14 protein-coding genes and 1 pseudogene are annotated in these 15,245 nt (G+C 55.5%); 9 read left to right on the top strand and 6 right to left on the bottom strand.

Annotated elements, in window-relative coordinates:
- The first annotated feature begins 1 nt into the window (after position 1).
- The 9 genes and pseudogenes from ERD84_RS02550 to ERD84_RS02510 all read left to right on the top strand — a co-directional run.
- The gene (locus ERD84_RS02550; protein WP_130037963.1) at positions 2-925 is read left to right on the top strand and encodes an ABC transporter permease; all 924 of its coding nucleotides are present in this window, start codon (positions 2-4) and stop codon (positions 923-925) included.
- Complete coding sequence (locus ERD84_RS02545) at positions 922-2,568, top strand: ABC transporter ATP-binding protein (protein WP_130037961.1); 1,647 nt, start codon at positions 922-924, stop codon at positions 2,566-2,568. The genes ERD84_RS02550 and ERD84_RS02545 overlap by 4 nt, the downstream gene beginning before the upstream one ends.
- An 89-nt stretch (positions 2,569-2,657) precedes the next feature.
- A complete protein-coding gene (locus ERD84_RS02540; RefSeq protein ID WP_130037959.1) occupies positions 2,658-3,428 on the top strand; it encodes a FadR/GntR family transcriptional regulator in 771 nt (256 codons plus the stop codon).
- Positions 3,429-3,535: 107 nt separating this feature from the next.
- Positions 3,536-4,447 (top strand): 5-dehydro-4-deoxyglucarate dehydratase, encoded by a 912-nt coding sequence (gene kdgD / locus ERD84_RS02535; protein ID WP_130037957.1) that lies wholly within the window; start codon positions 3,536-3,538, stop codon positions 4,445-4,447.
- Positions 4,448-4,567: 120 nt separating this feature from the next.
- The gene (locus ERD84_RS02530) at positions 4,568-5,041 is read left to right on the top strand and encodes a hypothetical protein (RefSeq protein WP_130037955.1); all 474 of its coding nucleotides are present in this window, start codon (positions 4,568-4,570) and stop codon (positions 5,039-5,041) included.
- 94 nt (positions 5,042-5,135) lie between these two features.
- On the top strand, positions 5,136-5,516 hold the full coding sequence (locus tag ERD84_RS02525; RefSeq protein WP_130037953.1) for a VOC family protein: 381 nt from the start codon (positions 5,136-5,138) through the stop codon (positions 5,514-5,516).
- Between the two features lie 51 nt (positions 5,517-5,567).
- Entirely contained in the window at positions 5,568-6,464 is an 897-nt protein-coding gene (locus ERD84_RS02520; RefSeq protein ID WP_130037951.1) for a DMT family transporter, read from the top strand.
- A gap of 11 nt (positions 6,465-6,475) precedes the next feature.
- Positions 6,476-7,102: a pseudouridine synthase gene (locus ERD84_RS02515; RefSeq protein WP_130037949.1), complete on the top strand. Its 627-nt coding sequence runs from the start codon at positions 6,476-6,478 to the stop codon at positions 7,100-7,102.
- 182 nt (positions 7,103-7,284) lie between these two features.
- Positions 7,285-8,052: pseudogene (locus ERD84_RS02510) on the top strand (class II aldolase/adducin family protein); the annotation flags it as partial.
- 32 nt (positions 8,053-8,084) lie between these two features.
- Here ERD84_RS02510 and ERD84_RS02505 read toward each other — a convergent pair.
- The 6 genes from ERD84_RS02505 to ERD84_RS02480 form a co-directional block, all read right to left on the bottom strand.
- Positions 8,085-9,224 carry an iron-containing alcohol dehydrogenase gene (locus ERD84_RS02505; RefSeq protein ID WP_130037945.1) on the bottom strand — a complete coding sequence of 380 codons (1,140 nt, stop codon included), beginning with the start codon at positions 9,222-9,224 and terminating at the stop codon, positions 8,085-8,087.
- 21 nt (positions 9,225-9,245) lie between these two features.
- Entirely contained in the window at positions 9,246-10,904 is a 1,659-nt protein-coding gene (locus ERD84_RS02500; RefSeq protein WP_130037943.1) for a TRAP transporter large permease, read from the bottom strand.
- A 23-nt stretch (positions 10,905-10,927) separates the two neighbouring features.
- Positions 10,928-11,515 carry a TRAP transporter small permease subunit gene (locus ERD84_RS02495; RefSeq protein WP_130037941.1) on the bottom strand — a complete coding sequence of 196 codons (588 nt, stop codon included), beginning with the start codon at positions 11,513-11,515 and terminating at the stop codon, positions 10,928-10,930.
- A 70-nt stretch (positions 11,516-11,585) separates the two neighbouring features.
- On the bottom strand, positions 11,586-12,689 hold the full coding sequence (locus tag ERD84_RS02490; protein WP_130037939.1) for a TRAP transporter substrate-binding protein: 1,104 nt from the start codon (positions 12,687-12,689) through the stop codon (positions 11,586-11,588).
- A 63-nt stretch (positions 12,690-12,752) separates the two neighbouring features.
- Complete coding sequence (locus ERD84_RS02485; protein WP_167667225.1) at positions 12,753-13,757, bottom strand: ketopantoate reductase family protein; 1,005 nt, start codon at positions 13,755-13,757, stop codon at positions 12,753-12,755.
- Between the two features lie 48 nt (positions 13,758-13,805).
- Positions 13,806-15,242 carry an aldehyde dehydrogenase family protein gene (locus ERD84_RS02480; RefSeq protein ID WP_130037935.1) on the bottom strand — a complete coding sequence of 479 codons (1,437 nt, stop codon included), beginning with the start codon at positions 15,240-15,242 and terminating at the stop codon, positions 13,806-13,808.
- Between the last annotated feature and the right edge of the window lie 3 nt (positions 15,243-15,245).

Here is a 15,245-nt window from a genome sequence, read left to right as displayed (position 1 = left end):
TATGAATGCTTCCTCAAGTTCTCTGCCCGCCAGCCCACCTGCCAGACGCTCGAATCAGTTGCTGCAGTATCTCGTGCGGGATAAGCTGGCCCTGGCATCGGCGTTGCTGTTGGCCTTGCTGGTGCTGGCTGCATTGCTTGCCCCATGGCTGCTGGGTGATGCGGCAACCAAGCTAGGCCTGCGCTATCGCAATCTCGCGCCGTTCAGCCTGGATCACGGCTGGCTATACATTCTGGGCGCCGATATTCTTGGCCGGCCCATACTCGCACGTTTGCTGGTCGGCGCCAGCAATACGCTGGGCATTGCCGCTTCGGCGGTGGTGCTATCCATGACGATAGGTGGCTCGCTCGGTCTGATTGCAGGGTACTCTGAACGCTGGTACAGCCACGTGATTTTGCGGCTCGCCGACATCATCATGAGCTTTCCGTCGTTGCTGCTCGCGCTCATTGTTCTGTACACGCTGGGGCCCAGTGTGCAAAATCTTATCATCGTGCTGGCCATTACCCGCTTGCCCGTTTATTTACGCACGGCACGAGCGGAAGTGCTCGAAGTGCGTGAGCGCATGTTCGTCAACGCTGCCCGGGCCATGGGCGCCAAGCCTTTGCGCATTTTGCTGCGCCATATCGCGCCGCTGGTGGTGCCAACGCTTATCACCATTTCGGCCATAGACTTTGCCACTGTCATTCTTGCCGAGTCGGCATTAAGCTTTCTTGGCTTAGGCATACAGCCACCCGACTTTACCTGGGGTGCGATGGTGGCGAATGGCCGTGGCTATCTGTCCACCGCCTGGTGGATTGCATTCTGGCCGGGGTTGGCCATTATGCTGGCTACCTTGTCGCTCAACGTTCTGTCGAGTTGGGCGCGTACCGTTGCTGACCCGCAGCAGCGCTGGCGTTTGCAGAAGCTTAAGAGGAGTCAGCGATGAACACCATGACCGATAAGCACGCCATTCTCGAGATTGCGGGGCTGACTGTCGATTTCCTTTCTGACGACGAACCCGTACGTGCAGTCGATGAGGTCTCATTCCATGTGTGTCGCGGTGAGACGCTGGTTATATTGGGTGAGAGCGGCTCAGGAAAAAGCGTCAGTACCAGCGCCGTGATGGATTTGGTCGATTGTCCTCCGGGCGATATTGTGGCTGGCGACATTCGTTTCGAGGGCCGGGACCTGAGGAATATTGGTCCTGAGGCCAGGCGCAGCATCAACGGTTGCAAGATTTCAATGATCTTCCAGGATCCGTTGGCGTATTTGAACCCCGTGTATACCGTGGGCCGGCAAATTGCCGAGGTGTTCGAAAGCCACGGTGTGGCGCGTGGCGAGGTGGCGCGCCGTCATACCATCGAGTTGTTGCGCCGGGTGGGCATACGTGAGCCGGAGCTGCGCATCGACTTTTATCCGCATCAATTTTCCGGTGGACAGCGCCAGCGCATCATGATCGCCATGGCGATTGCACTCGAACCCGATGTCATTATTGCCGACGAACCTACCACTGCGCTCGATTTGAGCGTCCAGGCGCAGATTCTGGACCTGCTTCGCGATCTTCAGCGTGAGCAGGGGATGGCCTTGATCATGATTACGCACGACCTGGACGTGGCTGCGTCGATGGCGGATCGAGTCATCGTCATGAAGGCCGGTAAAGTGGTCGAGGCCGGCGTCGCAAAAGACGTCTTTACCTGTCCACGACATGCTTATACACGTGCGCTGATTGCCGCCTTACCTCATGGCGATGCTGTTGAGTCCTCCAATAAGCGTGCCACGTCAATCGGGGACGAGGTATTGCTGCGTGTCGACCATTTGATCAAGGATTACCCTTTGTCTTCAGGGGCATTTAAAAGCAAACGTTTGTTGCGTGCGGTCGATGATGTCAGTTTCTCTGTTCATAAGGGCGAAACACTGGGTATTGTGGGCGAATCGGGTTCCGGGAAGTCGAGTGTGGCACGTATGTTGCTGCGCTTGTTCGATGCCAGTTCGGGTGCTGCTTATTACCGTGGCCGCAATATCTTCGAAATGGAGCGTCGCGAGTTGCTCGCATTCCGGCGCAATGTTCAGATGATATTTCAGGATCCATTTGGATCCATGAATCCTCGTATGAATGTGCGTGAGATTGTTTCGGAGTCCTGGGCTATTCACGGCGATATCGTGCCCAAGGCGCTCTGGCGTGACAAGGTGGTTGATCTGCTGGAGCTGGTCGGCCTGAAGCCTGAGCATGCTGATCGTTACCCGCATCAGTTTTCAGGCGGCCAACGCCAGCGCATTGCCATTGCCCGTGCGTTGGCCAGTGAGCCTGAGCTTGTGGTGTGTGATGAGGCCGTGTCAGCGCTCGACGTATCGATTCAGGCGCAGATTGTTGATTTGTTGGTCGACCTGCGCACACGTCTCGGTCTGTCTTATATTTTCATTACCCACGACTTGGCAGTAGTGCGGACCTTTGCAGACAGAATCATGGTGATGGAGCAGGGCAAAGTCGTTGAGCTGAACGATACCGCTACCTTGTTCAGCTCACCTAGTCATGAATACACACGCAAGTTGCTGGCGGCGGCGCCTCAGCCGAAGTGGCTGGCTGCCTGACGAAGTTGCTGGCATGACGATGTTGTTGTGCAATAGGGCCTAAGATAAGAGAATCGCTCGCTCGAGCCTATGATTGCGCCAGGAAAAACATGACACAAGGAACCCGTAGCACCCCCAGGAAAAAGGCGCTTTCTGCCCAGGTTGCAGATACGCTGCGCGCTCGTATCGAGCAAGGCGAGTATGCGCCCGGCGACAAGTTGCCGACGGAGCCCGTACTTGTACAGCAATTCGGCCACAGCAGAACTGTGATTCGCGAGGCCATCGCAGCATTGCGGGCCGACCGTCTGCTGGAGTCTCGACAGGGCTCGGGCGTTTTTGTGCTGCCGGCTCCTGAGTCTGCAGAGTTATTGACGAGGCTTATCCCGGCCCCAGAGAAAATCTCCGACATGATCGAGGAGCTGGAGCTGAGGATAGGGGTGGAAGTCGAAGCGGCAGGGCTGGCCGCACTGCGCCGTTCGCCTGCTCAGGAAGCAGAAATTCAGCATCAGCTTGATCGGTTCGAGCAACTCATGCAGCAAGGCGAGCTCACTGACGAGGCGGATTTCCAGTTCCATATGGCCATTGCCGCAGCAACCAATAATGCACGCTTCAGGTTGTTTCTGGAACATATCGGCAGACGGGTGATCCCACGAGTCAAACTGCGCAGTATTACCGGTGGCGTTAACTTGCCGAGTCGAGACCATACCATTCTGACAGAACACACGGCTATTGCGGTTGCCATATTTGCGGGTGATGCAGAAGCGGCACGAGAAAGCATGCGCACTCATCTGCAGATCGGCCTACAGCGCTATCGCTCAATGGCGCATAAGGTGGGCGCGCAAGATCCCGGAAAGTCGGCGCGGGGCGTCGAAAAACAATAACTGCGGGCGTTGTTGGACACAACGCTGCCAGAATATTGACACACTCTTCAAGTCATAATATGATTTATTTAAATCATATTATTAATTGTCTTGGAGGGCGATGCAACATGTCTCCGCAGGAAATCAAAAAACGTATTTCGGCTGGCCTGCTTTCTTTTCCCGTCACGCACTTCAACGATGATCTGAGCCTGAGCCTGGATAGCTACCAAGCTCACGTGAACTGGCTGTCGGGCTATGACGCAGCAGCACTGTTCGCTGCCGGAGGCACCGGAGAGCTGTTTTCGCTGACACCGCAAGAAATTGCCGATACCACGCGTGCCGCCAAGGAGGCCGCTGGAAAAATGCCGATTATTGCCGGTTGCGGCTACGGCACCGCGATGGCGCAAGACATTGCACGCCGCGCTGAACAGGCCGGTGCCGACGGTTTGCTGTTGCTGCCTCATTACCTGATGAACGTACCCCAGGAAGGTATTTACCAGCATGTAAAGGCTGTATGCGACTCCACCGGTCTGGGTGTGATTATCTATAACCGTGCCAATTCCGTTGCAGAGGTGGGAACGATTGCTCGCCTGGCCGACGCCTGCCCGAATCTGATCGGCTTTAAGGATGGCACGGGTAAAACTGATCTTGTGCGCCATATCACAGCAAGCCTGGGTGATCGACTGTGCTATATCGGTGGCATGCCAACACACGAGCTGTTTGCCCAAGGCTTTAACGGCATCGGAATAAGCACTTATTCGTCTGCCGTCTTCAACTTCGTCCCAGGTATGGCGGTGCGTTTCTATAATGCCCTGCGCGCCAATGACCAGGCCGCCATGGATGTCATACTCAAGCGGTTTTTCTTTCCATTTGTACAAATTCGAGACCGTCAGGCGGGTTACGCAGTTTCCGCCATCAAAGCTGGTGTTGAGCTTGTTGGTCACCGTCCCGGCCCAGTCCGCCCACCCTTGATCAATCTGAATGGCGAAGAAAAGGAAATGCTCAAGGCCTTGATCGACAGCGTCAAGGATTTGCAGTAGTTTTTTGCTTTGACCGTGGTCACCTTACTGGTAATTGCAGCGTAGGGCATGCTAATTTAGTCAGATCAGGAGCGCTTGAATGCAGACGTGACACGTCAAAGAGCTCGAAGGAGAACTGCAATGAGCACAAACAGGACACCAGCCACGCTTTGGGCTGCCATTGGATTTGCGACGCTAGGTCTTTTGGGTGGATGTGCACCAATGGTATCGGGCTCAATGGCCGAAGGTGGTTTCAGTGCGGCCAAATCCGCCTTCGACGCCTTAAGTCCTACCGCCGCTGGCGCCGATGAAAGGCAAAAGCGTATTCAGGCAGCGTTTAACGAGGTCAACATCGGCGACGATGTTCAACTGGTACTGAACAAAATAGCGGAGCCTCCACATGAGAAAACAGGAAATGCTCAGGGCTACACCTGTTATGAATTCCCTGGCGTTTATTCCGCTGACGAGGCCGCCGTTCTGATGGCGCATGAAGGCAAAATTGTCTTCTACGGTAACTCCAGCTGTTCCGATGAAATGCGCAGTGTCAGGGGTGGCGAAGCTGGTTCCAAGTCTGGAGAAATAAGCGCTGATTCCAGCGAAACTCCTGCCGGCTAGCGGTTAAGCGTGAACAGCCCTCCGAGCGAACTTAAATTACACTCTCCAGCTACGCAGCATAAAAACATATCTGTCTTTCGATACTGGAGCCATCTTGATCGATCATCTGGACCATCTTGTACTCACCACCGCCAACGAACAGGCGTGTATTCGCTTCTACACAGAGCTGCTCGACATGCGGCTGGAGACCTTCGGCAAAGGTCGGCAGGCATTGGTATTCGGAAATCAGAAGATCAACATTCACGTCAAGGGCAAGGAATTCGAACCCAAGGCCCATGTTCCTACGCCCGGTGCGCTGGATCTATGCTTTATTGCCAGCGTCCCACTGGAGCAGGTCATGAACAAATTGCATGAATGGGGCGCAAAAATCATCGAGGGTCCGGTGTTGCGTACCGGTGCAACGGGTCCGATACGGTCGGTCTACGTAAGAGATCCCGACTTGAACCTTATAGAAATATCAGAGCTCAGCCGGTAGATGGTCGGATGACGAGAAGCAAAGCAAGCTATCCCCTAGTACACTCCAGCTGTGATTTATAAAGCCTACGCTCTTCTGGCACTGACAACACTCTTCTGGGCCGGTAACTCGATCGCGGGTAAGTTGGCGATCGGTCATGCATCGCCCATGGTGCTTGTCATGGTTCGTTGGGCAAGTGTAATGGTGGCGCTGTATTTGTTCAAAAGAAAACAGATTGCCCAAGATTGGCCTGCGATCCGACCGCGGCTGGCTTATCTATTGTTTTTAGGGGCGCTTGGTTTTACCGGCTTTAGCGTTGCGCTGTATTACGCGCTGGTCTATACCACCGCCATCAATAGCAGCATTCTGCAAGGTGGCATGCCGCTATTCATATTTGCCACCAGTTTCATTCTGTTTGCCAGTCGCATCGTGCCGGAGCAGGCTATAGGGTTTTTGATTTCGTTTGTAGGGGTGATTGTCATTGCGGTCCGAGGCGACCTTGGCAATGTGATTGCCTTGAATATTAATTTCGGTGACGCACTCATGCTGGTCGCGATCATTTCATATGGTGTGTATACCGCGGCGTTACGCAGCAAACCGCAGATGCACTGGACGAGCCTGATGTTCATCCTATGCACGGGTGCAACATTGGCGTCCGTGCCTCTGCTTCTGTTTGAAATGGAGCAAGGGGCAACCGTGTTCCCTGATCAACAAGGCTGGTCAGTTCTCGTCTATATCGTCATCTTTCCGAGTCTCTTGGGGCAGGTTTTCTATATTCGGGCCGTAGAGCTGATCGGTGCGAATCGGGCCGGTCTGTTCATCAATCTGCTGCCCATCTGGGGCGCGTTGCTTGCAGTTACTCTGCTGAATGAGGATTTTCGTGTTTATCACGGGCTTGCGCTGACCATGATTCTCATGGGGATAGGCCTGGCCGAATATGGCGGTCGACGGCTTAGCCAACAAGCGTAGCCAGCTCTTTAATGACTGCGTCTACCCAGCCACACCGCTTTAACAGACCGCCTGTCCGGCGTGTTCGTCAGGTGCCGCCCGATAAGACGAGGTTGCTGATGCTGAACAAACCCTTTGATGTCCTGACCCAATTCAGCGATGACCAAGGTCGGGCGACACTCAAAGACTTTGTCGATGTTCCAGGCGTCTATCCCGCCGGACGATTGGACCGCGACAGTGAAGGTTTGCTCCTTTTGAGCAATGACGGCCGCCTACAGGCACGTATTGCAGACCCCCGGCACAAGATGGCCAAGACCTATTGGGTTCAAGTTGAAGGGGAGCCCAGCCAGGACCAGCTTCAACGCCTGCAGCGCGGTGTCGTGCTCAAAGATGGCCCGACATTGCCAGCCCAGGCGTGCGTGATCGACGCGCCAGATATCTGGCCTCGGCATCCGCCCGTCCGGTTCCGGAAGAGTATTCCGACCACTTGGCTGGAGCTGACCATACAAGAAGGCCGGAACCGTCAGGTACGGCGGATGACCGCTGCCGTTGGCCTGCCCACTCTGCGTCTGGTAAGGATGAGGATAGGACCTTGGGAGCTGGATGGCTTGCTGCCAGGGGAGTGGCGTGAGCTTGATCCAGGAACCCTTGCCAGATGAGTATCAGGCAAGGGTTCCTGTTGGTGAATCCGGGTAATGATTCAGGGGTACTGAACAGCGTCTCCCTGGTGGTTTTCTTGCTTATACCGTGGTTTCAAATAGGTGAAGTGCGAGTTTTATATTGGCGAATTGAGCCGGTAAAAGTATCGTGCCAGAATGGACCGCTATAAGGTAGCGATGTACAGAAGCCGGAGCATGTCGAGATGACGAAAACATACAGTGAAGTTGAATACGAGACACGGGTGAACTTGGCGGCCTGCTATCGCCTAATGCCTATGTTCGGCATGAGTGACCTGGTCTACAACCACATCACTGCCCGCATACCGGGTACCGATGACGAGATATTGATCAATCCCTATGGGTTCATGTACGAAGAAATTACAGCTTCCAGCCTGATAAAGATCAACATCAAAGGCGAGATCCTGGACAACCCTCACGCCGACCATGACATTAATCAGGCCGGCTATGTAATTCATAGTGCAGTACACGGAGCACGACATAATATAGGGTGTGTGATTCATACCCATTCGCGGGCTGGCATGGCAGTGTCAACAATGAAAACCGGCTTGTTACCTTTGACGCAGACGGCAATGCGTTTCAAGAACATTGCTTACCATGACTACGAAAGCGTCGCTATTGATATAGATGAGCAAGCCAGGCTGGTTGCAGACCTTGGGATGCAGGATGCAATGATACTACGCAATCACGGTTTGCTCGTTGCTTCACCCAGTATTGCGGAAGCCTTTAACTCTATATATTGGCTGGAAATGGCCTGTCGTGCACAAGTCGATGCTATGTCGTCGGGCGCAGAGCTCATCATTCCTTCGGACGCGATTGTCACTAAGACGCATCGCTTGTATCAACCCGACGTACGCCGCCCGTTTGGCCTGATGGAATGGCCGGCAATGCTCCGGTACCTGGATCGCCGTGATACCAGCTATAAAGATTAAGTTTGGTAGTGCGGGGCCCATGGCCCCGCTTTCTACATTGAGGCTTTGAGCATGGCGGTGTAGTCTTCCACGCTGGCGTTTTTCGGGTTGGTCTTGTGGCTGTGGTCGGCCAGAGCACCCTGAATAATGCGCGGAAACAGGTCATTGCTGACATCCAGTTCAGCCAGGCCTGTTGGCAGCCCTAGCCGCTGGCTCATGGCGGTAAGCGCCGGCACTACCGCGTCTGCACCGGCAATACCCATGGCTTGCGCCAGGCGTTCCAGTTTTTGTTCGTCAATTACAGTAGGGGCACTGCGATTGAACTCGACGACAGCTGGTAGAAAGATGGCATTCAATGTGCCGTGGTGCAAGCGTGGGTTGATACCGCCGAGCGAGTGGCTAAGGCTATGCACGCAGCCTAGTCCCTTCTGGAATGCCAAGGCACCTTGCATGGATGCACTCATCATATTTAGTCTGGCCGTCTTGTTGTCAGGCTGATTTACCGCGAGTTCAATATGCGACCAGGCGCGCCGTAAGCCGTCCAGGGCGATGCCGTCGGCAGGTGGATTGAATAGTGGCGACAGGAAGGTTTCGATGCAATGTGCAATGGCGTCCATGCCGGTTGCCGCGGTTAGCATGGGAGGCAGACCGACGGTAAGGTCAGGATCGCAAATGGCCACCTTGGGTACGACGTGCGGTGAGATAATGCCAACTTTTCGGCCATCGTCCAAAATCAGAATGGCGCCGCGTCCCACTTCGCTGCCTGTGCCAGCTGTAGTCGGAATGGCAATCACCGGCGCAGTCGCTGCTGTAATGTTTTCTATGCCGCCTTCGATCAATGCGAATGACCGCAAGGGTCCGTCATGGCGCGCGCATACGGCAACGCCCTTGGCCAGGTCAATGGACGAACCCCCGCCCACCGCAATGATGCCGTCGTGCTTGCCCGTGCGAAACTGTTCCGAAGCATCGCGTACAGCCTGTTCGTTGGGGTTGGGTGGTGTCTGATCATAAACGCCTGCCCCACTATTCGTGCCCAATTGGGCCAGGACTTTGTCGACGATGCCGGCAGCTCGCACGCCCACATCGGTGACGACCAGCGGTGCTTTGATTCCTAGCCTGTTGCATTCACCTTTCAGTGTTTCCAGAACACCATGGCCGAATTGAATTTGAGTGACGTAGTTGATTACCGACATGGTTATCCTTTATGTAAAGCCTTAATTGAGGTCCAGAGGCGCAAGTCCAAGATCATCACCCAATGGCGGTAGTTCGATCTTTACGTCGGCTGCGTCTATCGCAGAGACAGCGTTGTCGAGCTGGACCAATTCGGGGAAGGCTACCAATATACCGATCATAATCAGTTGCAACACCACGAAGGAAATGCCCGCACGGTACAGATCGACCGTCTTGATACCGGCGATTTTTTTGCCGCTGACCTTATCCGTATAACTCTTGCTTGGTGTTACCGACCGCATGAAAAACAGGGCGAAGCCGAAAGGTGGTGTAAGGTAGCTGGCCTGCAGGTTGACCGCCAGCATGACGCCCAGCCAGATCAAATTGATATCCAGCGAGACGGCGGCAGGTGCGATCAGGGGAATCAAAATGAAGGCGATTTCAAAGAAGTCCAGAAAAAAACCCAGTATGAAGATGATCAGGTTGACCAGGATCAAAAAGCCGACCACACCGCCGGGTATCGACAGCAGCAGCTCTTCGACCCATACGTGTCCGTTCACGCCATAGAAGGTCAGCGCAAATACCCGCGCGCCGATCAGGATGAACAGAACAAAGGCGGAAAGACGAGCGGTGGATTCGATTGCCTGAGACAGCAGCGTGAAACTAAGGCGTTTCTTGCCTATGGCCAGCAGCATGGCGCCCACGGCGCCCATGGCACCACCTTCAGTGGGTGTGGCAATGCCCAGGAAAATCGTGCCTAGAACCAGAAACACCAAGGCCAGCGGCGGCACCAGCACAATGATGACAGCCTGCGCGATACGCGAAAAAAGTCCAAGTCGAAAATGACGGTCTGCTAGCGCAAGGCAATAGCCTGCAATGACGCCCAACGCCGAACCATAAATTTCCTGATCGGATGTCTGAATGTGTGGAAAGGCAAAACCAATCAAATAGTAAAAGCCAATGACGGCGCCGATAGTCAGGCCGATCAGTACAAATAAGGACGTCAATCCTATTGTGCCGTCAGCCTCATTAAGGTGGCGAGCCTCTGGGGGTAGCGCGGGCGCGGAGGCGGGACGAAACAGGGTCATCCCGAATACGTACAGGGCATACAATAGCGTAACCACTAATGCCGGCAGCAGGGCGCCGCGATACATGTCGCCCACTGATGTGCCAAGCTGGTCGGCAAGCACGATAAGAATGATGGAGGGAGGAATGGTCTGGGCGAGTGTGCCCGATGCCATGATGACGCCTGTTGCCAGGTAGCGGTCATATCCATAGCGCAGCATGATGGGCAAGGCGATCAAGCCCATGGAAATGACTGATGCGGCCACGACGCCTGTAGTGGCTGCCAGCAGTGCACCAACGAAAATTACTGCGTAAGCCAGACCCCCGCGTATGGGCCCGAATAGCTGCCCTATGGTGTCGATTAGGTCTTCGGCCATGCCTGATCGCTCAAGAATCAGTCCCATCAGTGTAAAGAACGGGATGGCCAGCAAGGTTTCGTTGATCATTACCCCGAACACCCGCCCAGGCAGTGCGCCAAGAAAATTCTCGGTGAATAGTCCCATTTCGATGCCTAGCCAGGCATAGGCCAGTCCGACGGCTGACAATGAGAACGCAACGGGATAACCCAGCAGCAGAAAGAAAATCAGGCTGACGAACATGATCGGAGCCATGTTGTCGATCAGGAAAGTAGTTAGCATCGGCGCTACCAGGTGAATTTTTATTAAGGGCGCTGCGATGGGTCGGCGCTGACATCCAGGGCTTCAACCAGCTCAGGTATGTCGTCCTGCCTGCTGTCAGGATCTTCCAGCTGGCCGCGCAAGATGGCGATGCGCTTGATTAGCTCGGACACAGCCTGGATGAGCAGCAATATAAAGCCGACCAATATCAACATCTTGGCCGGCCAGACGGGCAGGCCACCCGCATTGGGAGAGGTTTCGCCCAATTCCATGGAACGCATGGCGAACGGATAGCTTTCGTAGATCATCAGTAAGCTAAGCGGAATCAAGAAGAAAGCGTGGCCGAACACATCGACCAGATCGCGCGTACGCTTGCTGCGGCCGGCCATCAGTAGGTCGACGCGTACGTGGCCGTTCTTCAGCAGAGTGTAAGAGGCACAAAGCATGAAGACTGCACCAAACAAATACCACTGCGCATCCAGCCACGCGTTTGAACTGGTTGAAAATACTTTGCGTACCACGGCGTTGCCGGCACTGATGATGACAGCCGCCAGTACCAGCCAGCCCGCAGCCTTTCCTACGGCTGTCATGACGCGATCAATAAGACGGCTAAGTTGTAGTAGGAAGTGCATGCCTGTGGGTCTCCTGCTTGTTTATGTTTTGCCCCGAGCGGCGAGCCCGCCGCTCGGGACGAGCCATGTGTCAGCGACGAAGCTCGCGGATAATGGTGCTGTCGTAGGCGAATTCCGAAACTTGGTTCCACAGGCTGGCGTCTTTCTGGAATGCCTTCTGGCTGTCGTAGAATTTTTTGAAGGTCGGGTTTTTAGCCGACAATTCTTCGTAAAGTTCCATGGTGGTATCGTAAGCCGAGTCCAGTACGTCGGCGGGGAAGGCATGCAGCTTAGCGCCGGCAGCCACTAGGCGACGCAGGGCGGGTGGGTTGAGCACATCGTAGCGTGCGATGCTGTCGATGTTGGCAAGCGCGGCAGCCGATTGCAAGGCTGCTTGGTAGTGCTTGGGCAGTTTGTCCCACTCTGCGCTATTGATGAAGAAGTGCTGCATCGACGTTCCATCCCAGAAGCCGGGATAGTAGTAGTGCGGCGCGACCTTGTACAGGCCTAGTTTTTCGTCATCTGCAGGGCCGTTGAATTCGGCTGCGTCAATCGTGCCGCGTTCTAGCGAGGGGTAGATGTCGCCAATGCCCAATTGCTGCGGCACGGCGCCCATACGTGTCAACACCTGGCCGCCCAAGCCTGAAATGCGGAATTTCAAGCCCTTCAGATCTTCAACAGACTTGATTTCTTTACGGAACCATCCGCCCATTTGTGTGGTGGTGTTGCCGCCGGGGAAGGCTACGACATTGAAACCGCGATAGAAATCTTCTAGCAGCTTTTTGCCTTCGCCATGGTAGGCCCAGGCCGCTTGCTGACGTGTATTCAGCATAAAGGGTGCGTGTGCGCCGAAGGCGAAGGCTGTGTCCTTGCCGGTGTAGTAGTACGAAGCGCTATGGCAGATCTGGACCGTGTTGTTGGCGACTGCATCAAAGGCCTGAAGGCCAGGTACAACTTCGCCTGCCGCAAACACCTGGATCTGGAACTTGTTGTCGGTGGACGCAGCCAGCGCCTTGGACATGACTTCAGCGCAACCATAAAGCGTTTCGATATTCTTCGGGAAGCTCGATACAAGGCGCCAGCGGATGATAGGGTCCGAGGACTGCGCAATGGCGGGTGCTGCAATCGTTGCCAGGCCGCCTGCCGCTGCGGCGGACTTTGCGGCTGTCGTGAGGAATTTACGTCTGGTCGTCATCTTGAGTCTCCTTGTTCAGCCAGATTCGGCCGATGGTTATTGAGGTTGCTATGGTGTGCCGGTTTACAGCGATTTGTTGATCAGGCTGCGATTTAGCCCTCTTAGTAGAGGCAAAATGGTGTCGATGGCTGGGCATGGTATGCGTGACTCTTGCGCCAGGGCTTGTACCTGTCCCACAATGGCCTCGACTTCCAGTGGCCGGCCGGCCAGCGCATCTTGCAGCATGGATGGCCTTAAGCCCTTGACGGGCGGGGCGCCACCCTCGGCGCCACCGCGGCGCAGCTGTTCGCGGGCCGCCGCGCGCTGCGCAGTAATGTCGCAGCCTTGGGCACTGGCCACCGAGATAATTTCGTCGATCACGGTGTCAGCCTGGGCCAGCAGTGCGGGATCTTCGGCCAGGCCATCCACTGGTAGACGCGTCAGTGCACAAAGTGAATTCAGTGTAGCGTTGCGCAGCAGCTTGGCCCAGATCTCGGTGTGTATATCGGGGCTGGCCTCGCCATTGACGCCCGATGCCTGCATGAGCTGCACGGCTGCTTGCAGGCGCGGGCTAATCGAACCGTCCGGTTCTCCCATGACCCAACGGTTGTTGCCCAGGTGGCGTACAACACCCGGCGCAATGACTTCATTGGCAGAGTAGACGACGCAGCCCAGGGCGCGCGACGGGTCAAGAATATTCCACAAGGCGCCGTCGGGGTCGAGCAAGGGCAGGTGTGCGGCGTGTTCGGTGCCGTGCTTCCACCACCAGGGGATGCCGTTAGCCGCGAAGATGGCACAACCTCTGTCACCTGTTAACCGGCGCAGCACCGGTGCGGCGGCTGATTGGCTCATGACCTTCAGTGTGACAAAGACTAGGTCCTGTTCGGGCAGTTCTTCGGGCCTGTCGGTCACGAGCGATGGGTGCACTGTAATGGAGCCTTCAGGCGTATCGAGCCGGATGCCGTTGCGTGCAATGGCATCCTTGTGAGCGCCGCGAGCAATGACGGATATCTGTGCTGTGTTGGCGTGTCCTATGCGGGCGGCTAAATAACCGCCCACCGCTCCGGCCCCGAAAATACAAACCTTCAATGTCCCCTCCTTGTCGCGCACCGCAGTTATAGTTATAGCGGAGTCGTTTTAATTCTTGTACTTGATAGCCACGGTTTTAAGCACGGTAAATCCGTACAAGGCTTCAAAGCCCTTTTCCCGGCCGTGCCCGCTGGCCTTGATGCCGCCAAAGGGTAGTTCAATGCCGCCACCAGCACCGTAGTTGTTGATATAGACTTGCCCAGCTTTGACGCGGCGTGCCATGCGGTGCTGACGGTGACCATCGTTAGTCCACACGCTGGCGACCAATCCGAAGTCAGTACCGTTGGCAATTTCGACAGCTTCAGCTTCTGTGTCGAACGGGATGGCGACCAGTATGGGGCCGAAGACTTCTTCGCGAGCCAGTTTGTGTGAGGCAGGAACGTCGCGGAACAGCATAGGCTTGTGATAGAAGCCGCCTTCGGGCGCGTCGGGTGCCAGGTTGCCTGAGCCCGCTACCTTTAGGCCATCGTTGAGCGCTGCCTGTACGTAGGATTTCACGTGCTCAAGTTGGGTTTTGCGGATAAGAGGGCCACAGTCCAAGTTCTGGCTGGCGGGGCCAACCTGGATATTGGAGAAGGCTTCCGCCACTAGGCTGATCACTTTTTCGTAGATAGGACGTTCGACCAGCAGGCGCGTGCCAGCGGAGCAGGTTTGCCCAGTGTTCTGGATAATGGCCCGCACGACGGTGGGGATCAGCTCGTCCAGGTCAGCGTCGGAAAACACGATTTGTGGCGACTTCCCTCCTAGCTCCAGTGTGACCGGCGTGTGATGGACTGCGGCTACCTGGGTTACCAGGGTACCAACAGCGGGAGAACCGGTAAATGAAATATGATCGACGTCAGGGTGCTTGACCAACGCGTCGCCGGCTTCGTGGCCGTAGCCGGTAACCAAGTTGAGCACGCCTGGCGGCAAGCCGGCCTCGCGGGCCAGTTCAACCACACGCAAGATCGACAAACAAGCATCCTCGCCCGGTTTGACGACGCAGGTATTTCCGGCTGCCAGAGCAGCGGCCACGCAGCGACCAAAGATTTGCAGGGGGTAGTTCCAGGGAACAATGTGGCCGGTCACGCCGTGCGGCTCACGCCAGGTCAGAACAGAAAAGCCGCTTTGGTAAGGGATTGTTTCGCCATGGAATTTATCGCAAGCACCGGCGTAGAACTCGAAATAGCGGGCAATAGCAATGGCATCCGCCCTGGCTTGTGCCGTTGGCTTGCCGCAATCGTCGGATTCCAGTTGTGTCAGCTCGTCTTGGTGCTCTATGAGTTTTTGCGACACTTTATATAGCAGACGTCCACGCTCAACCGCCGGCATATCAGCCCAATGGGTTTCAAACGCGTGACGTGCCGACTTGACCGCTGCGTCGATATCTTGCGCGTTGCCGCGGCTGACATTGCGCAAAACGGTGCCATCCGAGGGGTTGAGCATGGCGATCACGTCACTGGAGTTGGATTCGACCCAGTTGTTATCGATATAAATCGTATTCATTGT

The organism is Pollutimonas harenae (assembly GCF_004153685.1).
In the GTDB taxonomy this organism is placed as follows: domain Bacteria; phylum Pseudomonadota; class Gammaproteobacteria; order Burkholderiales; family Burkholderiaceae_B; genus Pusillimonas_C; species Pusillimonas_C harenae.
This window is presented reverse-complemented; position numbering and strand designations above follow the sequence as displayed.